Annotated in this window: 17 protein-coding genes and 3 pseudogenes; 12 read left to right on the forward strand and 8 right to left on the reverse strand. The window is 52.5% G+C overall.

What is annotated here, in order from left to right; genetic code table 11:
• Positions 1–70: 70 nt before the first annotated feature.
• The 4 genes from xdhA (at position 71) to guaD (ending at position 6,226) form a co-directional block, all read left to right on the forward strand.
• Positions 71–1,525: a xanthine dehydrogenase small subunit gene (xdhA, locus tag BVK86_RS08770; RefSeq protein WP_075946039.1), complete on the forward strand. Its 1,455-nt coding sequence runs from the start codon at positions 71–73 to the stop codon at positions 1,523–1,525.
• On the forward strand, positions 1,518–3,917 hold the full coding sequence (xdhB, locus tag BVK86_RS08775; protein WP_075946040.1) for a xanthine dehydrogenase molybdopterin binding subunit: 2,400 nt from the start codon (positions 1,518–1,520) through the stop codon (positions 3,915–3,917). The genes xdhA and xdhB overlap by 8 nt, the downstream gene beginning before the upstream one ends.
• A 133-nt stretch (positions 3,918–4,050) precedes the next feature.
• On the forward strand, positions 4,051–4,896 hold the full coding sequence (xdhC, locus tag BVK86_RS08780; protein WP_075946041.1) for a xanthine dehydrogenase accessory protein XdhC: 846 nt from the start codon (positions 4,051–4,053) through the stop codon (positions 4,894–4,896).
• 25 nt (positions 4,897–4,921) lie between these two features.
• Positions 4,922–6,226 carry a guanine deaminase gene (gene guaD / locus BVK86_RS08785; protein ID WP_075946042.1) on the forward strand — a complete coding sequence of 435 codons (1,305 nt, stop codon included), beginning with the start codon at positions 4,922–4,924 and terminating at the stop codon, positions 6,224–6,226.
• Positions 6,227–6,312: 86 nt separating this feature from the next.
• Here the strand turns inward: guaD and BVK86_RS08790 are convergent, their stop codons facing one another.
• The gene (locus tag BVK86_RS08790) at positions 6,313–7,077 is read right to left on the reverse strand and encodes a GntR family transcriptional regulator (RefSeq protein WP_075946043.1); all 765 of its coding nucleotides are present in this window, start codon (positions 7,075–7,077) and stop codon (positions 6,313–6,315) included.
• 255 nt (positions 7,078–7,332) lie between these two features.
• Here BVK86_RS08790 and BVK86_RS08795 point away from each other — a divergent pair, with 255 nt between their 5' ends.
• The gene (locus BVK86_RS08795) at positions 7,333–8,523 is read left to right on the forward strand and encodes a benzoate/H(+) symporter BenE family transporter (RefSeq protein WP_075946044.1); all 1,191 of its coding nucleotides are present in this window, start codon (positions 7,333–7,335) and stop codon (positions 8,521–8,523) included.
• Between the two features lie 48 nt (positions 8,524–8,571).
• Here BVK86_RS08795 and BVK86_RS08800 read toward each other — a convergent pair whose 3' ends face one another.
• Entirely contained in the window at positions 8,572–8,880 is a 309-nt protein-coding gene (locus tag BVK86_RS08800; protein ID WP_075946045.1) for a 50S ribosome-binding protein YggL, read from the reverse strand.
• A 52-nt stretch (positions 8,881–8,932) separates the two neighbouring features.
• On the opposite strand from BVK86_RS08800, the gene BVK86_RS08805 reads away from it, so the two are divergent.
• The 4 genes from BVK86_RS08805 to BVK86_RS08820 are packed head-to-tail and all read left to right on the forward strand — an operon-like array spanning position 8,933 to position 15,327.
• Positions 8,933–11,254: a hypothetical protein gene (locus BVK86_RS08805; protein WP_231977911.1), complete on the forward strand. Its 2,322-nt coding sequence runs from the start codon at positions 8,933–8,935 to the stop codon at positions 11,252–11,254.
• Positions 11,232–13,304: an integrase gene (locus BVK86_RS08810; protein ID WP_075946046.1), complete on the forward strand. Its 2,073-nt coding sequence runs from the start codon at positions 11,232–11,234 to the stop codon at positions 13,302–13,304. The genes BVK86_RS08805 and BVK86_RS08810 overlap by 23 nt, the downstream gene beginning before the upstream one ends.
• A 9-nt stretch (positions 13,305–13,313) precedes the next feature.
• On the forward strand, positions 13,314–13,922 hold the full coding sequence (locus BVK86_RS08815) for a hypothetical protein (protein ID WP_075946047.1): 609 nt from the start codon (positions 13,314–13,316) through the stop codon (positions 13,920–13,922).
• Positions 13,912–15,327: a site-specific integrase gene (locus BVK86_RS08820; RefSeq protein WP_075946048.1), complete on the forward strand. Its 1,416-nt coding sequence runs from the start codon at positions 13,912–13,914 to the stop codon at positions 15,325–15,327. The genes BVK86_RS08815 and BVK86_RS08820 overlap by 11 nt, the downstream gene beginning before the upstream one ends.
• A 519-nt stretch (positions 15,328–15,846) precedes the next feature.
• Here the strand turns inward: BVK86_RS08820 and BVK86_RS08825 are convergent.
• From BVK86_RS08825 to BVK86_RS08850, 5 genes and pseudogenes are all read right to left on the reverse strand, one after another.
• Positions 15,847–16,247: pseudogene (locus tag BVK86_RS08825) on the reverse strand (PAS domain-containing protein); the annotation flags it as partial.
• A gap of 275 nt (positions 16,248–16,522) precedes the next feature.
• On the reverse strand, positions 16,523–17,728 hold the full coding sequence (locus BVK86_RS08830) for an MFS transporter (protein ID WP_075946049.1): 1,206 nt from the start codon (positions 17,726–17,728) through the stop codon (positions 16,523–16,525).
• A gap of 437 nt (positions 17,729–18,165) precedes the next feature.
• Complete coding sequence (locus tag BVK86_RS08840) at positions 18,166–19,473, reverse strand: NAD(P)/FAD-dependent oxidoreductase (RefSeq protein WP_075946051.1); 1,308 nt, start codon at positions 19,471–19,473, stop codon at positions 18,166–18,168.
• 42 nt (positions 19,474–19,515) lie between these two features.
• On the reverse strand, positions 19,516–19,881 hold the full coding sequence (locus BVK86_RS08845; protein ID WP_075946052.1) for a YybH family protein: 366 nt from the start codon (positions 19,879–19,881) through the stop codon (positions 19,516–19,518).
• A gap of 539 nt (positions 19,882–20,420) precedes the next feature.
• On the reverse strand, positions 20,421–21,329 hold the full coding sequence (locus tag BVK86_RS08850; protein ID WP_075946053.1) for a LysR family transcriptional regulator: 909 nt from the start codon (positions 21,327–21,329) through the stop codon (positions 20,421–20,423).
• Between the two features lie 108 nt (positions 21,330–21,437).
• On the opposite strand from BVK86_RS08850, the gene BVK86_RS08855 reads away from it, so the two are divergent.
• From BVK86_RS08855 to BVK86_RS30505, 3 genes and pseudogenes are all read left to right on the forward strand, one after another.
• On the forward strand, positions 21,438–22,787 hold the full coding sequence (locus tag BVK86_RS08855; RefSeq protein WP_075946054.1) for an MFS transporter: 1,350 nt from the start codon (positions 21,438–21,440) through the stop codon (positions 22,785–22,787).
• Between the two features lie 202 nt (positions 22,788–22,989).
• Positions 22,990–24,273: pseudogene (locus BVK86_RS30500) on the forward strand (HAMP domain-containing protein); the annotation flags it as partial.
• Positions 24,274–24,585: 312 nt separating this feature from the next.
• Positions 24,586–25,131, forward strand: a pseudogene (locus BVK86_RS30505) (methyl-accepting chemotaxis protein); the annotation flags it as partial.
• Between the two features lie 41 nt (positions 25,132–25,172).
• Here the strand turns inward: BVK86_RS30505 and BVK86_RS08865 are convergent.
• Positions 25,173–26,087: a ketopantoate reductase family protein gene (locus BVK86_RS08865; protein ID WP_075946057.1), complete on the reverse strand. Its 915-nt coding sequence runs from the start codon at positions 26,085–26,087 to the stop codon at positions 25,173–25,175.
• Positions 26,088–26,099: the final 12 nt, after the last annotated feature.

Consider the following 26,099-nt stretch of genomic DNA (forward strand, 5'->3'; position numbering starts at 1 on the left):
GACCGAAAAGTCAGACCTGCTAAATTCGGTCCCATCGGTTAACAACAATAATGAGTCTGCGAGGCCTTCCGTGATCCAGTTTTTACTAAACCAGGAACTCCGTAGCGAGCACGCCCTGGACCCGAACCTGACCGTGCTCAACTATTTGCGCGACCATGTGGGCAAACCCGGCACCAAAGAAGGCTGCGCCAGCGGTGACTGCGGCGCGTGCACCGTGGTGGTTGGCGAATTGCAGACGGATGACGATGGCCGCGAACATATTCGCTATCGCAGCCTCAACTCGTGCCTGACGTTTGTGTCGTCACTGCACGGTAAACAGCTCATCAGCGTTGAAGACCTCAAGCACAGAGGCGAACTGCACAGCGTGCAGAAAGCCATGGTCGAGTGCCACGGGTCGCAGTGCGGTTTCTGTACCCCGGGCTTCGTCATGTCGTTGTTCGCCCTGCAAAAAAACAGCGACGAGCCCGACTCTCATAAAGCCCACGAAGCCCTGGCCGGCAACCTCTGCCGCTGCACCGGCTACCGTCCGATCCTGGAAGCGGCCCAACAATCGTGCTGCGCCAAGCAACCCGACCAGTTCGACGCCCGTGAAGCCGAGACCATCGCCCGTCTGAAAGCCATCGCTCCGAAGGACATCGGCGAACTCAACAGCGGCGACAAGCGCTGCCTGGTGCCGCTGACCGTGGCCGACCTGGCCGACCTCTATGACGCTTATCCACAGGCCCGCCTGCTGGCCGGCGGAACGGACCTGGCGCTGGAAGTCACGCAGTTCCACCGCACGCTGCCGGTGATGATTTACGTTGGCAACGTCGCCGAAATGAAACGCATCGAACGCTTCGACGACCGCCTGGAAATCGGCGCCGCCACCGCCCTCTCCGACTGCTACGAAGCCTTGAAGGCCGAATACCCGGACTTCGGCGAACTGCTGCAACGCTTCGCCTCCTTGCAGATCCGCAACCAGGGCACCCTCGGCGGCAACATCGGCAACGCCTCGCCGATTGGTGACTCGCCGCCCCTGTTGATCGCCCTCGGCGCGCAAATCGTCCTGTGCAAGGGTGAAACCCGCCGCACCCTGGCGCTTGAGGATTACTTCATCGATTACCGCGTGACTGCGCGTCAGGAAAGTGAGTTCATCGAGAAGATCATCGTGCCCCGCGCCAGCGTCGAAACGCTGTTCCGCGCCTACAAAGTCTCCAAGCGCCTGGACGATGACATCTCCGCGGTGTGCGCCGCCTTCAACATTCGCCTGGAAAACGGCGTCGTCGCAGAAGCCCGCGTCGCCTTTGGCGGCATGGCGGCTATTCCAAAACGTGCTGCAACCTGTGAAGCGGCATTGCTCGGCTCGCCCTTCAATAACGCCACCGTCGAACGTGCCTGCGCCGCCCTGGCCGAAGACTTCACGCCGCTCTCGGACTTCCGCGCCAGCAAGGAATATCGCCTGCTCAGCGCGCAGAACCTGCTGCGCAAATACTTCATCGAACTGCAAACACCGCACATCGAGACTCGGGTGACCGCTTATGTCTAATCATCACGCCGTAGAGAAGACCCAGGCCGAACTGGCTGAACTGTTCGCCAAAGACCTGACCACTGGTGTCGGTCGCAGCGTCAAACACGACAGCGGCGCCAAACATGTGTCCGGTGAAGCGCAGTACATCGACGATCGCCTGGAGTTTCCAAATCAGCTGCACGTTTATGCACGCCTGTCGGACCGCGCCCACGCGAAAATCATCAGCATCGACACTTCGCCGTGCTACGCCTTTGAAGGCGTGCGCATCGCCATCACCCACGAAGACGTGCCGGGCCTGAAAGACATCGGCCCATTGCTGCCGGGCGATCCGTTGCTGGCCATCGACACCGTGGAATTCGTCGGGCAACCGGTGATCGCCGTCGCCGCGAAAGATCTGGACACCGCACGCAAAGCAGCGATGGCCGCGATCATTGAATACGAAGATCTGGAGCCAGTACTCGACGTGGTCGAAGCCCTGCGCAAACGCCACTTCGTGCTCGACAGCCATACCCATCATCGCGGCGACTCAGCGACCGCGCTGGCCACCGCTGAGCACCGCATCCAGGGCACGCTGCACATCGGCGGCCAGGAGCATTTCTATCTGGAAACCCAGATCTCTTCGGTGATGCCGACCGAAGACGGCGGCATGATCGTCTACTGCTCCACGCAAAACCCCACCGAAGTGCAGAAGCTGGTGGCGGAAGTGCTGAACGTGTCGATGAACAAGATCGTCGTCGACATGCGTCGCATGGGCGGTGGTTTCGGTGGCAAGGAAACGCAAGCGGCGAGCCCGGCGTGCCTGTGCGCGGTGATCGCGCACCTGACCGGCCAGCCGACCAAAATGCGCCTGCCCCGCGTCGAAGACATGCTGATGACCGGCAAGCGTCACCCGTTCTACGTCGAGTACGACGTCGGCTTCGATAGCGCCGGTCGTCTGCACGGTATCGCTCTGGAACTGGCCGGCAACTGCGGTTGCTCGCCGGACCTGTCAGCGTCGATTGTCGACCGTGCGATGTTCCACTCGGACAACTCGTATTACCTGGGCGATGCGACCATCAACGGTCACCGCTGCAAGACCAACACCGCGTCGAACACCGCTTACCGTGGCTTCGGCGGCCCGCAAGGCATGGTCGCCATCGAAGAAGTGATGGATGCCATCGCCCGCCATCTGGCGCTCGACCCGCTGGCGGTGCGCAAGGCCAACTACTACGGCAAGACCGAGCGCAACGTCACCCATTACTACCAGACCGTCGAGCACAACATGCTCGAGGAAATGACCGCCGAACTGGAAGAAAGCAGCCAGTACTACGAGCGTCGCGAAGCGATCCGTCGCTACAACGCCAACAGCCCGATCCTGAAAAAAGGCCTGGCACTGACCCCGGTGAAATTCGGTATTTCCTTCACCGCCAGTTTCCTCAACCAGGCCGGTGCCCTGGTGCACGTCTACACCGACGGCAGCATCCACCTGAACCACGGCGGCACCGAAATGGGCCAGGGCCTGAACACCAAAGTCGCGCAGGTCGTGGCTGAAGTCTTCCAGGTCGAAATCGACCGCGTGCAGATCACCGCGACCAACACCGACAAAGTGCCGAACACCTCGCCAACCGCTGCTTCCAGTGGCGCCGACCTGAATGGCAAGGCTGCACAAAACGCCGCTGAAACCATCAAGCAACGCCTGGTGGAATTCGCCGCTCGCCAGTACAAAGTCAGCGAAGAAGATGTGGAATTCCACAACGGCCACGTACGGGTTCGCGATCACATCCTGACCTTCGAAGCACTGATCCAGCAGGCGTATTTCAATCAGGTGTCGCTGTCGAGCACCGGTTTCTACAAAACCCCGAAAATCTACTACGACCGCAGCCAGGCCCGGGGACGTCCGTTCTACTACTTCGCCTTCGGTGCGGCGTGCTGCGAAGTGCTGGTCGACACCCTGACCGGCGAATACAAAATGCTGCGCACCGACATCCTCCACGATGTCGGTGCCTCGCTGAATCCGGCCATCGACATCGGTCAGGTCGAGGGCGGTTTCATCCAGGGCATGGGTTGGCTGACCATGGAAGAACTGGTGTGGAACAACAAAGGCAAGCTGATGACCAACGGCCCGGCCAGCTACAAGATCCCGGCCGTGGCGGACATGCCGCTGGACCTGCGGGTGAAGCTGGTGGAGAACCGCAAGAACCCGGAAGACACGGTGTTCCATTCCAAGGCCGTGGGCGAGCCGCCATTCATGCTCGGCATCGCCGCGTGGTGCGCGATCAAGGATGCCGTGGCGAGTCTGGGCGACTACAAGCATCAACCGAAGATCGACGCCCCGGCGACGCCGGAGCGGGTGTTGTGGGGGTGCGAGCAGATGCGCCAGTTAAAGGTGGCGAAGGCTGTCGAGGCTGAAACCGAGTTGGCTCCGCTCTAGGATCGAGGCGCTGCCTTCGCGAGCTGGCTCGCTCCCACAGGGTTATGTGGTGATTTATGAATCAATCCACATCCAATGTGGGAGCCTGCTCGCGAAGAGGCCGAGAAAGACAACAGAGACGTTGAGGTGAAACATGTACAACTGGATCGACGCCCTCGCCGACCTGCAAAACCAGGGTGAGCCCTGCGTGTTGGTGACCATCATCGAAGAGCTCGGCTCGACGCCGCGCAATGCCGGTTCGAAGATGGTCATCAGCGCGGCCCAGGCGTTCGACACCATCGGTGGCGGGCACCTGGAATACAAGGCCATGCAGATCGCCCGCGAGATGCTCGCCAGCGGCAAACAGGACACCCACCTGGAACGCTTCAGCCTCGGCGCCAGCCTCGGCCAGTGCTGCGGCGGCGCCACCGTCTTACTGTTCGAACCGATGGGCCAGGTGCAAGCGCAAATCGCCGTGTTCGGCGCCGGCCATGTCGGCCGTGCACTGGTGCCGCTGCTCGCCAGCCTGCCTTGCCGCATTCGCTGGATAGACTCGCGCGATGACGAATTCCCTGCACAGATCCCCCATGGCGTGCGCAAGATCGTTTCCGAAGAACCGGTGGATGAAATCGACGATCTGCCCGCCGGCAGCTACTGCATTGTCATGACCCACAACCACCAGCTCGACCTCGAACTCACTGCCGCAATCCTCAAGCGTAACGACTTCGCCTACTTCGGCCTGATCGGTTCGAAGACCAAACGGGTGAAGTTCGAACATCGTCTGCGTGATCGCGGCTTCGACAGCAGCGTCGTGCAACGCATGCGCTGCCCGATGGGCATCGGCGAAGTCAAAGGCAAGCTGCCTGTGGAAATCGCCATCTCCATCGCTGGCGAGATCATCGCCACTTACAACGCGAATTTCGGCCAGCAGACTGCCAGTGCCGGATCATCGATTGCCAAACTGCTGCCTGCTTCACGCCGCAGCCAAGCCTCTAATTGACAAGCCTTAGAAATCGAGAACCCACATGCCTCTGACTCGCAAAGCCTACCGCGCCGCCATTCTGCACAGCATCGCCGACCCTGCCGAAGTCGGCATCGAAGCCTCTTATGAGTATTTCGAGGACGGCCTGTTGGTGGTGGATAACGGCAAAATCAGCGCACTGGGCCACGCCAGCGATTTGCTGCCGACGCTGCCGGCAGACATTGAAATCACCCACTATCAAGACGCCCTGATCACCCCTGGTTTTATCGACACCCACATTCACCTGCCGCAAACCGGCATGGTCGGCGCCTACGGCGAGCAACTGCTGGACTGGCTCAACACCTACACCTTCCCGTGCGAAAGCCAGTTCGCCGACAAGGCCCACGCTGACGAAGTCGCGGACATTTTCATCAAGGAACTGCTGCGCAACGGCACCACCACCGCGCTGGTGTTCGGCAGCGTGCATCCGCAATCGGTGAATTCGTTCTTCGAAGCGGCTGAACAGCTGGATCTACGGATGATCGCCGGCAAGGTGATGATGGACCGCAACGCCCCGGACTACCTGACCGACACCGCTGAATCCAGCTACGTCGAAAGCAAGGCGCTGATCGAGCGCTGGCACGGCAAGGGTCGCCTGCACTACGCGGTGACGCCACGTTTCGCCCCGACCAGCACCCCGGAACAACTGACCCTCGCTGGCCAGTTGCTGACCGAATACCCCGATCTGTACATGCAGACCCACATCAGCGAGAACCTCAAGGAAATCGAGTGGGTCAAGGAACTGTTCCCGGAGCGCAAGGGCTACCTGGACGTCTACGATCACTACCAGTTGCTGGGCGAGCGCTCGGTGTTTGCCCACGGCGTGCACCTGTGCGACGACGAGTGCGCGCGCCTGGCGGAAACCGGCTCGGCCATCGCCTTCTGCCCGACCTCCAACTTCTTCCTCGGCAGCGGCCTGTTCAACCTGCCGATGGCCGAGAAGCACAAACTCAATGTCGGCCTCGGCACCGACGTCGGCGGCGGCACCAGTTTCTCGCTGCTGCAAACGCTCAACGAAGCCTACAAGGTCATGCAACTGCAAGGTGCGCGCCTGAGCCCGTTCAAATCGCTGTACCTGGCGACCCTCGGCGGCGCCCGTGCGTTGCGCCTGGAAGACAAGATCGGCAACCTGCAACCGGGCACCGACGCCGACTTCCTGGTGCTGGACTACAACGCCACACCGTTGCTGGGTTATCGCTTGAAGCAGGCCAACAACATCGCCGAGACGTTGTTCGTGTTGATGACGCTGGGGGATGACCGGACGGTTCAGCAGACCTATGCGGCGGGGAATCTGGTGCATCAGCGCTGAGTTTTCTTCGGGCATAAAAAATCCCCCGCCGCTTTTCAGCCCGGGGGATTTTTATTGCCTGTCAGCGATAGAGGCGACGCGGTCCGTCAGATTTTCGCCGGCGAACGCCCCGGCTTCTTGGTCTGCAACAAATGCGAGAACACCGCATGCAGATCATCCGAAGCACTGTCCTCATCGAGGTTGAGCTTGCTGTCGATGTGATCCATGTGATGCATCATCAGGTTCACCGCCAGTTCGCCGTCGCGCTTTTCGATGGCATCGATCAACTGGGTGTGCTCGTCGTAGGAGCAGTGGGAACGGTTGCCACTCTCATACTGGGCAATGATCAGCGATGTCTGGGACACCAGGCTGCGCTGGAAGCTGATCAACGGCGCATTTTTCGCCGCCTCGGCCAGTTTCAGGTGGAATTCGCCCGACAAACGGATACCGGCACCGCGATCACCACGGGAAAAGCTGTCGCGTTCGTCGTTGACCATCTGGCGCAACTCGGCGATCTGCTCGGCGGTGGCGTGCTGGACGGCCAGTTCGGTGATCGCGCGCTCCACCAGACGGCGAGCCATGAACACCTGGCGGGCTTCTTCGACGCTCGGGCTGGCGACCACGGCGCCACGATTCGGACGCAGCAGCACCACGCCTTCATGGGCCAGGCGCGACAAGGCGCGGCGAATGATGGTGCGGCTGACCCCGAAAATTTCCCCCAGCGCTTCTTCGCTCAACTTGGTGCCGGGCGCCAGACGCTGTTCGAGGATGGCCTCGAAGATATGCGCGTAGACAATATCGTCCTGGGTACCGCTACGGCCGGCTTTGCCTGCTCGCGGTTGTTTCTTTAGGGGCTGCAACTGTTCGTTCATGGGCACTCGAGTCGGGAGAACTGCGGCGAATTGACCGTGACTGTAATACGGCACAGTGGGTCACTGGCAAGTATCGCGTAAAAAACATGGCGATTGTACACAATGCTTAGTGGCAACACGACTGTACGGCTGTTTGTCACTTCCGCTGTATTGCAACGTTCCATTACGTTTGAGTTTAGGCTTGATCTCAGAATTCGCTGCCAAGCACGATCTCCTGAAGGGGATGACTTCATCTGTATAAGGAACACCGCCGTCATGAACGACGCCACGCGCACGCAATTACGCCCCCTGGCCGACACGTCACCGTCGGCGATCGTTGCCGGGTTCATCGCGATGATGACCGGTTACACCAGTTCGCTGGTGCTGATGTTCCAGGCCGGACAAGCGGCAGGCCTGACCAGCGGGCAGATTTCGTCGTGGATCTGGGCAATTTCCATCGGCATGGCGGTGTGCTCGATTGGCCTGTCCTTGCGCTATCGCACGCCAATCACCATTGCCTGGTCGACCCCGGGCGCCGCGCTGCTGATCACCAGCCTCGGCGGCGTGTCCTACGGCGAAGCCATCGGTGCCTACATTACCTGTGCCGTGCTGGTGACGATTTGCGGCCTGACCGGCAGTTTCGAGCGCCTGGTGAAAAAGATCCCGGCTTCGTTGGCGGCCGCTTTGCTGGCGGGCATTCTGTTCAAGATCGGCAGCGAAATCTTCGTCGCCGCCCAGCATCGTACGGCGCTGGTCCTGGGCATGTTCGTCACCTATTTGCTGGTCAAACGCCTGTCGCCTCGCTACGCGGTGCTGGCGGCGTTGTTGATCGGTACCGCGTTATCCGGCTTCATGGGGTTGCTGGATTTCAGCGGTTTCCATCTGGAAGTAGCCACGCCGGTCTGGACCACACCGCACTTCTCCCTCGCCGCGACAATCAGCATCGGCATTCCGCTGTTCGTGGTGGCGATGACCTCGCAAAACATGCCCGGCATCGCCGTATTACGCGCCGACGGCTATAACGTGCCGGCCTCACCGCTGATCACCACGACAGGCATCGCTTCGCTGCTGTTGGCGCCGTTCGGCTCCCATGGCATCAACCTCGCAGCGATCAGTGCCGCCATCTGCACCGGGCCGCATGCCCACGAGGATCGCAACAAACGCTACACAGCCGCCGTCTGGTGCGGGATTTTCTACGGGATTGCCGGGGTATTCGGCGCGACGCTGGCGGCATTGTTTGCGGCATTGCCCAAGGAACTGGTGCTTTCGATTGCCGCGCTGGCGTTGTTTGGCTCGATCATCAACGGCCTGAGCATTGCCATGAGCGAAGTGAAGGAGCGTGAGGCGGCGCTGATCACCTTCATGGTCACGGCGTCGGGGCTGACGCTGTTTTCCATTGGTTCGGCGTTTTGGGGGATTGTGGCGGGGGTTGTGACAATGGTGATTTTGAATTGGCGCAAGGCCTGACAGGCATAAAAAAACGGCGACCCTTGGGTCGCCGTTCTTCTCAGGACATCAAGCTACCGGATTGATCGGCTTTTCCGGGTACCAGACATCGATCAGCGGGCTGACCGTTGCTTCGGTCAGTTCGCTGCGGCCTTTGAGCCAGGCTTCAACCGCTGCACGCTGCGCTTCGGAAACCGAGCCACGCTTCTGCAGGCAAACCAGACCGAAGTCGTCGCCGCCAACATAACCCAGACCGTTGGCTTCCATGGCTTCTTTGAGGAAAGCGTCGAGGAAAGCATCAATGGCTTCATCAGCCAAATCTTCTTTGAAATCCAGGTTCAGTTCGAAACCCAGCTCTTGATTTTGACTATTCAGCATTCGGTGTCATCCTTGCTGAACGCGTGCTGGCATTGGGGTATCGGTGACTATGATGCTGAATGAAGAACTGACAATTGTCAAAAAAACCCGCGCTATCCGGAATCACCCACTTATCGCAATCGACCAAAATGTCGGCGATCTGCTCATCCATGCAGCTGCCACGCATGAGTGCATGTACGACACTCATAGATTCCAAGTCATCCCCTGCTTGAAGCTTTTGGAAGCTTACTGCGAGGTGACGAACCAGCGGATCACTATGGATACGCTCAAACGCCCTGAGATCGAGAAAATCCTCAAAGAGTTCTGCTCTGCAGTAGCGGGTGGTGTGCTTGTAAATCTTTCAGATCGTAGAGGTAGTGCCATGTGCCGGGACTTCTACCGCACATTCGCTATAGTCCACAGGATTATGCCGGAAAGCCATCCATGCTCCTGGAGCATCAGGCACTTTTCCCCCAATCCAGAAGTTTGTAAACGACTGAGCGAAGCATCAGATGACCAACGCTGGTATTGGGCGGGATGGACGATCAAGGGCACAGGACGCGACGTCACTTATTTGCGTCTGGCCCCCCTCGCTCATATCTACGGTCGTGAATATGTCGATAGTATTTATACGAATCTAAGAAAATACTACGGCAACAGACCTGGATCATTACGCCACCAATGGAATAAAATGTTTGATTATCTCTCAGAATGCCATGTCAAATGGCCCGCCAGGAGCTTCTCAACTGCGACTGGGGTGATGAGATTCATGCACGAATTCACGCGTTTTTATTTCACTCAGGCTCAAACTTTAGGAAATGACGCCCAATCTGAAATTAAAAGTTGGGTACAGTTCCTAACAGGCGTGGAAAACTGTCTTTGCAAAAGCGGCGTATGGGCAAAACTATCATCATCGATAAAAAGGCCACCACCTTCAACAAAGCATGGATCACAAACCAAAATCACGAAAGGCGATAATGGTTTATTAACTCAAGAGAAACTTCTTACCAGCATCCCCCTTCACATTACCGACACAGAAGCGATAGAACTGTTGTTTTTTCACATAAAAAATGACATCTCCGCCGTCCGAAAATGGGCTACTTATCATGCAGATAGCCTTATATCTCGAAATCGATATCGGACATCTTTGGCAAAAACTGGAACGCCTATTTCGTACTGGGCAAAGGAAGTAATTGATCGCTATACGCTCGCAGATATCTGCGCAACACTTGAAGATCCCACGTCAAAAACTCCCCCTGAATTTCTTTGTAAGGTTTATGAGCACAATACAGGACTTCCATGCAGTGCGATTCAACTTGCCAATCACTTCGGGCTATCGGTGTCACGTAGTCTTTTCCCACACCAGTGCCTGTTGGTCATGGAGCATCCTGCGATCACTACTGATTTTTTAAGAAATTTCGAACTATACAACGAAGATAATCAACTTGCAGGCTTAGACAGAGAAAATCGACATTTTACCGGCTACAAAATGCGCAAGCCTCCTGATCAGCGCGAGCAAATTATAAAATTATCTGATGCCGCCTATGATCGGGCGTGCGAAATAATAGAGATAACATCACGGGCAAGAAATATTTTGAAACTCAATGGAGATGACGCGCATCGCTATTTGTTCTTAGCGACAGGACAGGCATTTTCATACCCACGACGATCAAGAGCCACTATATTTAACAACTCCATCTACACTAACAATAAAATGCTACGCCAACAGATGATTGATGAGTTTAGCCCATATCTAAGCCTGCCCGAAACTGAGCTGGTAGATTTCATCGAGAGGGTCCGTCTTTCGACGATACGGGCTTCTAGAGCAGTGGAAATTTTCCTAGAGACAAAAAGCACCGAGACCATGTCTAAGGCATTAGGACATACACACTATTATCCCGACTTATTAAGCCATTACCTTCCAGACCCCATCCTTGCCTTTATCAAATCGCGTTGGATCCGAATTTTTCAAAAAGCAATCATATGCGAAGCAATGAAAGATAGCGAGGATTTACTGAGAGCAACCAACTTTCAAAATATGGATGAATTACACACTTTCCTCGCAAATCATGCAATTAAAGAGATTCCAACCCAGGCCTCGGACCCGGATCGGTTGAATGACAGAAAGGTCACAGATGGTAGCGAAGCCATTTTCTCTATCGGGGTGGGCTTTCTGGCTTCACTCTTATCCTTAGATGCGGCCGTTAGGTCTTCAACTAACCGCGACCAAGTATGTGGCAAAGCAAAATATTGGGCTTCAATAGCGGACCATATAAAATCTGAAATCACCAACGGACATAAGAGGCTACAAAAACAATATCTTAAAACCGCACTAAAGTTAGTTGACCCAAAAAAAATGGAGAAATTAATATATGTCCCATCTCACTGGATATGAGTTTTTAAATGATTTAGAAGAATTTGACGAATCGCCATACAAGACCGCGACATGGTTACAGAATGATTTCGAGAGTTGTATTTGGCAAATCCAGACCTCCCAAAAGAAACCAATTTTTCTAGACTGGCAGATTCCTCTTTGGAATGGAAGTCTCCTCACCTCCTCAGAAAACTCACTACTTCTCAATTCGCTTAAGCACCTTTTGATTATCACTACAGATGGTGCAAGCGGAGAATTCGCCAATCTCTCGCCGAAAACGAAAAATATTCGGTTGAGATGCAGCATGAGAGCAATTGACTACCTTCTTATCCATTCTCGCAGTCTAGAACTTGTGGAACATGGCTTAGCCACATTGGACTCGGACTCACTAAAGGGAATTTTGGACAAACTTGCATCCATTCCAAGTAGTGAAGACTCCATCTATGACTGGCATAATAGGGTAAGCATTTTTTGCAAAAACTTGCTTAACAAGCTGAGCGAGCAAGACATCAACGATATACTTTCTAAATATCCGGCAATGAAGATTGTAACCGATGATCAAGTGGAGAACTTCAAGCTAGACATTTCTATAAAAGAAATACCAAAGATTAGAGCAGCACTCATGCGATTCGGATTTTTCGCCAAAACCGATGGCTACGCTCTTGCGGCAAACACTCGCAAACTCTCAGAACATTTATACACAGACACTCTACGAGGAAAGGACACGAAGAAACCAGCATTGCATGCACTCGCCTTCTTCCCAAACGAGCCCACACACCGCCGGGAATATCCAACAGTATTAGTAACCACTGGAACACCAAAAAATTTGCAGATTGACTATTACTTATACTATAGAAATTTCTTCTCCTGCATCTCAGCTCTAGCAAAAATAGGGCTACCCGCCCCTGTCGATCTTGACGCAATTGAAAACTATATACCGCCGGTTGCTAACGCTGCTCGATTCAAAAGCGTCCCTTCGAAAAATCTTTTATTACTATTCAGGAAAAGCGTACAGCTACACATTTCACACGGCAGGAAAATTCTGAATGGATTCATTAAAATAGCCGCACACTGTCATAAACTAAATATTCCGATGTTTCATCTTTCGAATGAAGAATTTCTGGAAATTATCGGTCCCGAGCTTCACCAGCTTGGAGTTAGAGCACTTGGACTTTCCAGCTTTTCAAAACCGACCGGTGGTCCCAGAAAAACCCGAAAACCGCAGAGAGCTTTATATTACAAACGCTTCAGAGCCAACTACGGACTGCTAGAACTGACCCATATATATATAGGCGCTATCGAGATTATCGTTGGGACAATGATGGCTAGACGAATGGATGAATTAGTAACATTGGAATCCGCAAAGTGCCTCGACAAAACTAAGACATGGCTAATATTTAATATGGCAAAGTCGACCCGCGGAGCATTAGGCCTCAGACAAATAGAATCACGGCCAATTGATACTATCGCGGTTGAAATGATAGAAGAGTTGATTCGATTCCAAAAAATCCTTAAGCGTCTCGGCGTAATCAATGAGTTGACCAATCTTTTCGCAAGCCCTCTTCTCACGGGGCGCAGGGGTTTAAAAAAAACCTCACGCTACCTTTATAACCGCCACTTAGACTTTGCCTGCGATTACTTTGAAAGTGAAATCACTACATCAGGCCAACGCTATTACATCCGCCAACATCAACTGAGACGTTTCTTTGCAATAATGTTTTTTTATACAAACACTTTCGGAGACCTTGACACTCTCCGATGGATGCTAGGCCACCGGGATATTGAGCATGTTTGGCGATATTTGACTGAGTGCCTCACACCTAAAGACATACAAGGAGCAAGCGCGCGTTACTTTGCTGATCTCGCCAAACTGGGGCGACTTGAAAACTATCAAAATCTGCAAGATTTACTTTTTGCCAAATTTGGCACTTCCAAATTTAATTTAGTCAATGAAGAACACATAGAGGAATATATCGCTGGAATGCTTGAGGAAGGTAAAGCCCGTGTTGAACCTCATTTTTTCAACGATGCAAGCGGGAAATCCATGCGTGTTCTTTTTATCGTATGCTAGAGCCAAAACATGAAAAACGAACCTAAACAAAAAATGATCGATGCATCTATAAACAGTACTTTTTTACTATTGTTGGATGCCTGTCGCTCTCCGACAACATATATCGATAACGTAGAATTCATAGCCGCACTTAAAAGCCAAGCAAGCTTGTGCTCTCTAGACATGGAGTTCTCCGTAGACGGGGTGTCTCATTCAATTCTTCCGCTGAGCTTGAACACCCTGAAAAACAAGACAAAGAATAATACTTATGAAAAAAGCCTTCCGTTTCTCGACAAACTTCGGCGACATGCTAAAAAAGCAATATCAGAAACTAGCGCACCAAGCTCAACCACCTTCACAAAGCGCACCAAATCGGCATTAGAAGATAAAATTCAAAAGCAGAAAGATTCTATCGACCAACTACACGCCATAAATCTGATTCTAACTCAAGCTTTGGCCATCAACCGCAGGGACTTACTTACAATCGCCAGTACGAACAATAATGGATTAAGGCAAAAGCGAATAAATGATGCATTAGATCGCATTATAAAAATACTGAGCTTGAATCCTGAACCTTTCAACGATGTTGCCATCCTTTCAATGAAAACTCATTTGGAACTAGTTCACAATGAAAAGTAGAATCATTGATTACCCATCCTCATCTCAACTTTTTTCAATGGTACCAACGCTTCGCCTTTACGATTATATCAGTCTAGACAATATCAAAACGGTTGATGGCAGCAATATGCCCTTCTTAATGTGGCCGGACGGCACTCCGTGCCTGCTGGCAAACTCCTACATGATTACGCTCCGCATGCAACCAGGTCGCTTTGGTGGGGGCTTTTCAAGACTTGGCAGCAAAGGAGGTAGCTTTGGTGACTACGCAGGAAAAATAAGCCACCTTATTAGATACTGCTATTATAACAATAAAAACTTCATCTCCCTTACTGACAACGATTTTTATAATTTTATCGATGCATTACGCCATGAAACAAAGCCAAACAAACCACAACAACTAAAAAGAACTGAGCGAACAATAACCAGTATAGGCAGAAGATGTTTGAGCTTTTTAACCCACGTTGGAGAAATAAACCTGGCCCATAATTTTGTTGGAATAAATGGGACAATTTCAATTGAGTTGATCGAGTCAACAGGTTATCGAAACGGCAAAGCATTTAAGCATTCCAGTGTTCATCATAGATCTTTTAGGAGTGCTAATGCGAAAAAAAGACGACGTCCAATTGCTCAGGCCACTATTGTTAAAATGCGCGATGCGATTGACGACATGTCCACATCAGAGTTTTTATGTAATCGAAGACATCTAATGATATCGCTTTTTGAGGAGACCGGTGCGCGTAGAGGCGAGATCAGATCGATAATGGTTGGCCAGGTTCTAACTGCAGCGGCAATGGCAAAACCAACAATACTTCTAAATACGCTTAAAAGAGGGGAAGGACAGACTCGGGAGCTTGCTATTAGTCCAGCGTTGGTCAGCGACATGTTGAACCATGTTCGAACTGATCGCCGTATTACTTTAAAGAAAGTCGGCATTAGTGCTGACCACGGATTTCTTTTTATTTCCGAACGAGGAGGACAGCCACTGCAAACTGATACTTTCACCGTGGAGTTTTCACTTATCAGGCGCCATGCAAAACTGGAGGTTCAAGCCTGCGCACATTTATTCCGACACCTATTCTGCACTAACATTGTTTCCCGACTTATTTCAGAAACACAAAGCCTCAACCCTGACTCGTTTCGACTAACACTTTTGACTGATAAAACTCTAGCCGCGGAAGCAATGAAACAAACTGGCCATACTACTTTGGAAAGCCTACTTAGCTACGTCGACACTGCATTCCGGCAAAAATCTAGATTTGAACAGATCGTTCGCAACGTGGAAGCCGCTAAAAGCTATGAGACTTATGAGCGTAGGAGAAAACACCTACTACAGCAACTAAAAACAAAAAGAATTAGTATGGAATCATATATTCAAGAGGAGGAGACGCTTACTGCCCTCATGGAGAAAGAGTTTCTTAACCAATGAACTTCATAGGACGGCAGGCTAGCGCCGTCACCAGCCGCTTTTCGGATATCGCATGTTCGGCCATGGCCATTTGACGACAGAAAAACATGCAATCTTTACGATTGGTTTTTCTAGGACCCCTAATTCTGACAGCGAAGTTCGAGTTTCGAATCTCTTCTATTTCTCCGCTGTTAGTCAAACGTTATTCAAAGATACATGAGTGGCGTGCGTGAAACTTTTTGTATCGTGGTGCTGAGTAATTAATTTCTGTGGTTCTGCGCTGGACAGCCGCATTCCAATGCGCACCTCTTGCTAGGCGACATTCTTAACCCCACATCTGGTATCACTCATACATCGAGCGGCCTTGGCTAAGCTGTCGCCCGCGGCGCAGCGCGACGCACAAAGTACTCGATACTCCTGAAGGTTTCTCTAGATATCACTATAATCTTTTGGTTCATACAACCTATCGAAATTACTACCTACCTTACCTTCAGTGGTCATTAGAAAATAAAATGTAGTCATTAGTTTATAAATCGAGCAAATCAGGCCCGTCTGGTCCGCAATGCCCTTGATGACACTCACGATGGTTGCGATTTGCCCGTAGGTCGCCTGATTCTGCTCAAGCAACTGTTGATGAGTCGTCCTGGCTGACTGCTCATCGCTGATGTCGCGCACCGCGCCGATCATCCGGGTCAATCGCCCCCGCTCATCTCGGACCGCTCGACCACGCTCTCGACACCAGATGTAGTCACGCGTCTTGTGGCGCATCCGATATGCAAAGACATATTCGCCGCTGCCATGAGACGCAAGGATCTCCCGATCGAAGATTGCCATAATCTTCGGCAGATCGTCAGGAAGGGTGATGTTGACTTGAGCATCCCAGCCATCGGGCACTCATGCGCGGCATACCCCATGAGCAGGCGGAACTGATTGGAAATCCGCCGGTTTCGCAGCGAGCTGAGGTGTGTTGTCCATTATCAGCGTCCATGAGTCCTCAGCTCACCCGAAGGGATACCTCATCGGCGAAATATTCTTTCAATTTCGCTCGAAGCTGCGCCGGTTAACCACCAGGCGTCTAGGTGCAAGCCGCATCAAAACCCCAGGTGCGACTACTCTTAAACCCCTAGTTCACCTCAGTTTCTTAGAAACCTGAAGTCACGATCAACTAATCGGCCCAGATAATCCAATCAACCAAATCATCTTCAGTCCAGACGGATCAAATTACCGAAGCGATTGTAGACGCATCTTTCATTTTCCGAGAAACCTGGCGTGATCGAAACACCGCTACTCCGTAAACGCCTAAAGCTGCTATTGAGCACCCTCCAGAGAATAGCAAGGTGCTGAGATATCCATAATTTTCGATCAGCTGCCCACCAATCGCGGGGCCGAATGCCGCCCCAATGGACAAACAAAGAGCGCCAAGCGCAACGATTTTTCCGGACTGATCAAACTCAGCCATGATGCCGAAAGTATAGGCGAGAACAAAACTGATTGAAATCAAGAAGCAGAAGACGCCAACCACGTACGTAGTAAGCGAATCGAAGTGACTTAAAACAAGAAGCCCAACCACTTCGACGATGATAATTACAGCCATTGGGTAGAAACGACCGGCCTTGAGACCAAGTGCAGAAGCGATAAAACCGCCTACAGCATTAATCAGAAACCCTATAGCCAATACCGTTCCAATGGTATCACTGGACAACCCCGTCTTTTTGCCAATTAGCTCTAGAAACGCCCAGACAGACATGACGCCTGTCAAAAAAATCAGGCTCGCCAGCAGACTAAGCCAGACAATGGAACGATGAGCACCCGCAGACGATATAGATACTGCGAGTGGTACTGCTCCCCTCACGCTATTCTTTGGTACCCAGGGCAATGGAAGAATACCTATAACTACCATTGTTACAGCGATCGTCAGCAGCATCCCGTCGACACCCCACAACGGGACAACGGCCACGGGCAACAATACAAGCAACAATGCACCAGGTACGGATTCTAGCCCCAGCTTGAAGCCAAACGCTTTTTCCGGCTGGGCGCTGTCGCCAAAGATCGTCATAGCTAATGCGTAGAGCGCACCAGTTCCGGCCCCGGCAGCTGCCATTACGATCAGCAATTTCTCATAAGTTGGCTGCCCAAGCATGAGCAGAATCATGGCAATTACGAGTAGCGATGACAGTGATGCTATAACTCGCCAGCTGATACGATGCACCCATAATAGGGATGCAAGACCAAGCAGTCCGAAACCGAGATTCATTGATAACGCTAGATTGCCAAGCTGGATTTCACTTAAGCCGAAGCTTTCGGAGAAAGCGCCGAACAATAACGGCAACACGTTTAAAAGCAATGCGCCAGCCCCGGAAACCAAACCAGCGCAAATGTATACCGATATCTTATCGATAGGATGTGATTCGACGGAATTCATCAGTTACCCTGCTGTTATTATCATTATATCCATACCACTCGAGCAGTATGGGCTGGTGAAGGAAGACAGCACGCGCGCCGAAGCCATGTGCGATCGCGCACCGTCCGTTAAGAGACAATGCAAACCAACGCTTTTGATTATCCGCCAAAAACCGCTAAACAACATGGTCAATCCTGCCTTGCTCTTTGACAGGAGTGCCACCAAGGCACCGTTTTTTGATAGCGAATACATGCTATCCGTAGCCAAAAATTACATCAGCAACATTAGCAAATCGCCGATGTAAATCCTGAACTTTTTCCAGTAGTGCATTTAAGCGTAGTGATAATACGAGCCCTAAAGCGGAACTCATTAATCCAGCGATAAAATTGCTATCAACACCATGAAATTTTAAGATCAGAAAACTCAGAGCGCGAAACCAGCCAACGATAGTTTAGTGATCATCGACGACCTAAACGATACGCATTGAGTTGTCGCTGAACCTTCCCAAGGGTGCACAGCACCTCGCGGAATTTATCTTTTCCAGGAATGTTCCGCCGTGGAATTTTGCTCATGGCATCCCAGACAGGCGAACCAGCACCCATGCCGTCTGCGACAACCTGAGCAATTACCTGACTCGGCGTCACACCAAATCCTGAGTATCCTTGCACGTAAAAAACGTTTCGATGCCCGTCAACATTTCCGACTTGTGGAAACAAATTGAGCGTGCAGTCCATAGGCCCGCCCCAAGCCGCATCAATCTTCACATCACCCAAATAAGGGAAAAGGTGTAAAACCTTTTTTCGAGCCCACTCTTTGATGTCCCCGGGGAAATATTCAAGCACAGAATGCCCACCTCCACACATCAGACGATTGTCAGGTGTAATCCTATAGTAGTCCAAAATAGGCCTAATATCAGTGAAAGCCCCCCGAATTGGACTCAACCGAAGAAGAACATCTTCCGGCAGTGGCTCGGTTACACAGTTTACCGTGTAGACATTGATAAAACTTTTATGCAGAGAAGGCTCTAGGTTGTTCATGAACGCACCGCACGCCCATAGCACCTTATCCGCCCTTACGCTACCCTTTGCCGTCCGCACAACAACTTTTGGGCCATATTTAACATCGAGAACGGGAGAGTGCTCAAATATGCGCCCCCCATACACTTCGGTGAAGGCTTTAGCCTCACCTAGCAACAAGTTCAAAGAGTGAACGTGGCCGTTCCCCATATGTTTGAGGGCACAAGTATAACGCGACGATCCGACGATACTTTGGACAGCTGCTCCTTCCAGATACGTTATTTCCTGATCGGGATTCAGGCTTTGAAAATCCTTCTCCCAGCTTTGCAACAATTTACCCTGACGCTTATTGAATCCAAGATAGCCATAGCCGTGCTGAAAGTCAGCCTGAATCCCATACCGTTCGATGCGCTCCTTGATAAGTTTAGCGCCCATATCACTAACTTCAAAAATAGCCTTCAACCCCTCAGGGCCAACATCCTTTTCAATTGTCTCTAGATCGTGCCCTATGCCAGCCATAACATGACCGCCATTGCGACCTGAACCACCAAAACCTAAATAGTTGGTCTCAAGGACAACCACATTGGTAACACCGCGCTCGGCAAGCTCGAGGGCGGTGTTGATCCCTGTGAATCCACCACCAATGATAACGACTTCAGCATCAAGATCCTCTTCCAGACTAGGATAGTGAAGATCGTACTTCTTGGTCATCGTGTAGTACGTTGATGGAATTTCAAAGGGCAACGACATTCAACACCTGCCTAATAATAGTTATTTTTTGATCTTGAAAGCTTAATCTTCAAACACGCCTTGGCCGTAGAAGTCCGAGACAATCTTCCAGCTATCTGCGGTCTTGCGCCACACAGTCAGAGAGCGAAAATTAATAAATGAACCGTCAGCAGAAGGAGAACTCCATTGCAGCCACGTCAGAACACTTTCAGGTGAGATCTGCGTCTTCTGATAAATTTCAATGGATAACTTTGGAGTGTGTTCGAACATAAAACCTAAAACTGGACGCAATTGATCATGACCCTGCAGGAGACCGGGGGCGCCCTCACCAGACACTGTGGCATCCTCAGTAAAAAGATGGGTCACAGCTTCTATGTCATGCGCCTGGCAACCAGCCTGAAGCCGTTCCACCGCAATTTCGATCGTCATTTCGTATCTCCTAGTTTTTTACGCACGAAGGTTTAGCCGTACCTATTCTGAGCCGAAATCACAGCGGTAACCGGTCTGACAGTGACATGGATTTGGCCGACACTGACATCTCCCTATCAAGACACCTGTAGACGTCATTCATAGACCCTTTGTAACCATTGGATCAGGTAAGCATCTGCCTGAATTGCCCCGGTTGCTCTGAAACTCAAAGGCCCAAAGGCGGGAACGAAGATGCTAGTGTCGAGCTACCTCTGGAGAGTATTGAAGCAATGTGGGTAGGTCTCGTCGACTTCGCGAGAGTCGAGGGCGGCATGGTGTTCAGGCAGATTTGTGTAGCAGCTATGCAGCCCAAAGGGAGCTACCAACTCATAGCCGTCGCTAGGGAAGCACCCAGCTATCTCACATCGCGCCACAACGCCCAAGCCTGCTTTCGGACACGGGCACTCAAGGAAAGGCGATACCTCGGCCAAGACAGGCCCAATTTGCGCTTTAGCCTATGTCTGCCGAACATCACATATGGCACATCGAACCGAAATCTCTCATTCAGAGTGCTGGCGATCACCAGTGAAATGCGATCGCAGGTACTCAATGAATTCCTTCACGGCTCTGGGCACATGCGTAGCGTTCCGATATAGCGCATGTACCTCTTGATGTGGAAAAACGATCTCAGGTACCAGATGGATCAATCGACCGGCCTCGATGTGATCCTGGGCGACCCAATCAGGTAAGAGCGCGACTCCCGCGTCGTTGAGGGCAAGTTGCAGAAGTCCATTGGCGCTGTCCGAATACAGTCTGGGTAAATTACTGATGCTGAATTTCCGGCTCCGCCCATTTGCTCCCTTGACGAGCCATTGCGCTGTCCTGCTCAACCTACTGTGCCCAATCCACAGAGCATTGCCGAGATCCTTTAAGCCATCGATCGGATTTGATGCGAGATACGCGGGGCTAGCCACGGGATAAACCGCATACCTGCCTAACATCACGGCCTTGTGATCGCTGTCTTGCAAGCTGCCTAGCCTTACCGCGACGTCGAACCTTTCCGAGACCAAATCCTCAGGACGGGACGAAGCGACGTGGTCAATTCGTAAATGCGGGTGCACCTTTGAGAATCGAGCGATGGCCGCAAGCACCATGTAGTTGCTGAAATCAAAGGTGCTCGTGATACGTAGGCTTCCATTCAGCTCACCTTCCAGCCCACGCGTGCATTCAACCAGATAGTCAGCTTGCTCAAGCAACGCTTTCGCCTGAATCAGGAATCGCTCACCAGCCTCGGTAAGGGCGGTGTGACGCGTGCTGCGCGCTAGCAACGCTACGCCTAGATCATCTTCAAGTCGCCTCACGTTGAAGCTGACCGTTGCCTTCGTCTGCCGGAGAGTGTTGGCAGCAGCTGTGAAACTGCCGGCTTCTACCACAGCAACGAACGTCGCCACTCGCTGAAGATCAAGCAAAGCAACACCTCCCTATTGTCAAAAAAACACAAACAACACGTCCATGATTAGAGCACTTATCTACGTAATTCGAGAGATTTAAAATGGGCAACGCTACCGGAGATACCTATGCCCCTTTCACGCGCTCGCATACTGACGTTTTATCTACTGGGTTTGTTTCTAGACCTTATTAACACCTACATTGCTAGCGTTGCGAGCCCCATAATCGGCAAAGCGTTGGCCGCCTCTGTCGCTGAGGTAGCCTGGATCAGTACTGCCTATGTGCTTGGACTTACGTTAGCCATTCCCGCGAGTACTTGGCTCGCTCAACGGCTAGGCCTCAAATCTCTCCTGATCGGATCGCTTGTGCTTTTCGGCGTCGCCACCGGGCTCACCGCTGTGGCAACCGATATTGGTACCTTACTGGGCCTGCGCTTTATGCAGGGTGCGGGTGGAGGGCTTTTCATACCTGCAGGGCAGGCGTTGGTGTATGCCCAATATCGAAGAGAAGAGCGCTCGCAGCTTGCAACTTTGATCCTTGCGGTTGGGCTGATTGCACCGGCACTATCCCCCATGATCGGCGGTTTCATCGTCTCAACGTTGTCCTGGCACTGGGTGTTTTTGTGCACTCTCCCTCCAACGGTGATCGCAATCGGACTGGGACTCTGGTGGCTGCCGAAAGATAGTGAGCGAGCCAGCAACGTCGCTTTCGACTTCAAGGGATTTGCGATGGGCGTTCCCGCGTTGGCACTAATGCTGTTGGGCCTGACAGATTTCAGTGAAGGGAAATTCGCAGTAGGTTTTTCTCAGGTGGTCGCCGCCATTGGTTTCGCTGCGTTGTATCTTTGGCATTACCGACGAAGCGACCATCCACTGCTCGACCTAAGCCTTCTAGAGGATCGTTTACTACGGTTCGGTGTCCTTGTTTACCACGCCATTACGGGCCTGTTCATAGGCATCAACATTCTCGCCATGCTTTACCTACAAGAGGTGCTGGGCATTTCACCCACCAAGGCAGGTAGTCTGATGCTTCCCTGGACAGTAGGTGCGGGGATAGGAATCTTTCTAAATGGCAAGCTGTACAAGCGAGTAGGCCCGAGTCCACTGCTAGCTGTAGGAGCGATCCTGCAAGCCATCGGCTTCTTCTTGCTCAGCCGATCGACGGAGCAATCCGATATGTTATTGCTCGGGACGATATATGGCCTGATGGGACTCGGTGGGAGCATTTGCACCTCTACAGCTCAAAGCGGTGCCTTCATGAACATCCCTATCCAACGCTTGAACCAGGCGAGTGCACTCTGGGGCGTAAACCGGCAGGTAGCATTTTGCAGCGGGGTCACGGTCACTAGCGTGACTTTCAGTCTGCTTACTAACCTGGTAGAGCCCGCAGCGGCTTACCGGATCTCCTTCCTGATTGCCGCGCTGAGCGTCGTCATCCCTATCTATATGAGCCTTCGAATTCGCCGGCTGAGCGTGTGACAAAGGCTCGGGCGGATGGTAATGATTTTTACTCTGTGCATCCTAGGCGCGGTAGAGCCATGCGCCTACGGGAAATTTTTGCACCTGACTGACATCAAGTTGCATGTGCCTGCCATGTGGTACTGCCGGCCCAAATCATACCGATACATTGACCGACACCTCCACCAATCGCTAACACCGGTTATCCACGTCGGACACTCAAATGCCCATCACTATCAGCATCCAAAATAAAATAACCTTGCTGGCAAGTCTCTGTTTGATTGCCGTGGTCGGATCCCTTCTGACGCTGTCAATCGAGGAAAGCAAATCTAACACTGCGAGTGCTATCAACGCTTCGAACAGCATCCTCACTGATGCTGCCAAGCAGAATCTACAGACCCAGGCAGCCTTGCAAGCCAGCTTGATTCAACGAGAGTTTAGTCGGGCCTACGACTTCGGTCTTGGGGTGCAACGGCAGATCCTTTTCCTAAGAGCTCAAGCCCGTCGCAACCAGTCCACACCTTCGGCTTTGCGCCATGATCTGAATGCGACGCTGAGAGATGCACTGGCACAGCACTCAGATATCCTCGGCTTGTTTACATCGTTTTTACCCAACAAGCTTGATGGTGTAGATGGTGCGTTTAGGGGACGAACAGATTTAGGCAGCAACGATCAAGGGCGTTTCGCCATCTACTGGTTGCAGCCATCTGCCGGAACGCTAAACAACGTATCAGGCGATGAGCAACTGCTCGCGGATGAGACCCCAGGGCCCAGTGGCGCACCTTTCAACTCGTTTTACACATGCCCGATCAAGAGCAAAATTGCGTGCCTGATCTCTCCTTACTTCGACAGCTCATCAGGGACAAAACGGCTCGTCACGAGCATCTCCTTCCCCATCATGGAAAATGGTGAGGTCATCGGTGTCATTGGGATCGATATCGGGCTCGACAATCTTCAGCGCAATGCGGAGTCGGGGGCGAAGGCGATTTATGCTGGGCAATCCACGATCAGCATCGTCAGTTCTTCAGGTGTACTGTCCGCTCACACAGCTGACAGTACCAAGGTTGGATCCTTACTCAACCAGGCTCTTCCTCAAAGTGCTAAAAGCTGGGCCGATGCTATCCACCAAGGTGTTACGAAATCGCTGGAAAGCGGTCAAAGTGTAACGGCCTTCGTGCCAATCAGCCCTATTGACGATTCTGCAAACTGGACTGTCATTGTCGACGTGCCAAAATCGGTGTTGGAAGCACCAACGCGCAACATGTCGGAGATGCTCGACGAACAACGCCTTAAATCATCAGGGGTGGAGTTGTTCACCGGCTTGATAGTGGCTGCCTTCGGCGCTCTCATGATGTGGTTGACTGCCAGAGGCATCACACGCCCTATTCTTCGCGTAGCGCATCGTCTGGAAGAGATTGCCGATGGGGACGGCGATCTGACTCAGCGATTGACGCATAACAAGGGAGATGAATTAGGACGGTTGTCGGTGGCCTTCAATCGTTTCCTGGATAAGCTTCAACCTGTGATCTCAAAAGTCCAAGGTTCTGTCGGTCTGATCAGAGAGACGGCCAGCCAATCAGCCTTGATTGCAGACCAGACCAATTCAGGCATGCAGAAGCAATTCGGGGAAATTGATCAAGTCGCATCTGCACTGCATGAAATGTCCGTCACCGCCAATACATCCTCCCAAAGCGCCGCCCAGGCCGCTGATGCCGCTCGACGAGCCGAACAGGCGACAGCAGAGGGACTGGAAATGATCGCCAAGACGATGGAAGCGATCCGTAGCCAAGCATCTGCGATGAGCAAGGGCATGGAGGATCTGGAAAAACTAGGATACAGCAGCCAGCAGATAGGCTCGGTGCTGGAAGTAATTCTATCGATTGCAGGTCAGACCAACCTGTTAGCGCTCAACGCTGCCATTGAGGCAGCGCGAGCTGGCGAAGCGGGTCGTGGCTTCGCCGTAGTGGCCGATGAGGTTCGAAGTCTTGCGCGCCGAACTCAAGACTCTGTGGAGGAGATCCGCGGTGTAATAGAAAGCTTGCAAGCGGGCTCGAATAGCGTGACCCACAGCATGAACATCGGGCATGGTCTCGCGCAAGACAATGTCTTGCAGGCCCAGATGGCAGTTGCAGCCTTGGAGCGAATAGACGCAGCCGTCAACGAAATCTCAGAAATGAATTTGTTGATCGCGAGCTCTGCAGAAGAGCAAAGCAGTGTCGCGGAGGAGATCAATCGAAACGTCAGCTTCATCCGAGATGTAACTGAGTCGCTCTCGGATCAAGCAGAGCACGCCGCAAGCATCAGCCACGAGCTGAACAATCAGGCCAACCAACAGCAACAGCTGATCGGCCAATTCCGGACATAGGTTTGGAAAGGGGGCACTGGCTTCCTTTTAGGCCGTGCTCGCTATGAGCTGGGCTCTGAGAATCGGACGAGGTGGTAGAGCGTTTTGAGGACGGGAGCGTCCACACCCATCTCGTCTGCGAGCCTTATCACCCCTCCGTTGATTGACTCAATTTCAGTTCTCCTGCCAGCCCTTCGATCCTGAAGCATGGACGCGATGTGATCTGCTTGGTGCATGAAGGCCTCTTCCATCCTTGCCAGCACTTGATCACTTCGGAAAGGGATCCCGAGGCGGTGCGCCACGGCCTCGCACTCGGCCACTGCCCGGGTTGCGATCCAGCGAGCATCCTGGCTCATCCCGATCAACTCTACCCGACAATCCAGAAGCGTACATAGGCCATTCAAAGCAGCGTTAAAGGCCACCTTCTCCCAGATATGGCCAACCACTCCCTCATCCACCGCAGCCTGAAATCCAGCTCGACAGAGCATGTTTTGAAATTCACCCAATATCGGATGATATGCCTTGCTGTAGCTCCAGAATCGAATCTCTCCTGCATCAGCTGTCGACACCTGGCCTGGCCCTGCGAGATCCGCCGGCACATCGGTCATCCCCACTGCGAGACGATCGGGATCGGTAAGTTGGGCAATGACTTGCGCATTGCCCAGTCCGTTTTGGAGGGTGAGTACCCAGGTCGTATCAGTCAGTAGGTGCCGAACCGAGTCGATAGCCTGGCGGGTATGCAATCCCTTAGTGAAAACGACAATCAGATCTGCAGACCGGTGAGTCTGGTCTGCTCGGGTAATTGGAACAAATTGGCTTAGCGACAAGCCACCACAGGTCACTTCAATGCCTCGCACCGCAATGGCAGAAACGGTCGGTTCATCGACTTCAACCAATCTGACGGAGGCACCAGAATGCTGCAGTTTCGCGGCGAACAGGCACCCCATCGCTCCTGCCCCAATGATCACTACTTCCATCGCCAATCTCCT

The organism is Pseudomonas reinekei, assembly GCF_001945365.1.
Lineage (GTDB): Bacteria > Pseudomonadota > Gammaproteobacteria > Pseudomonadales > Pseudomonadaceae > Aquipseudomonas > Aquipseudomonas reinekei.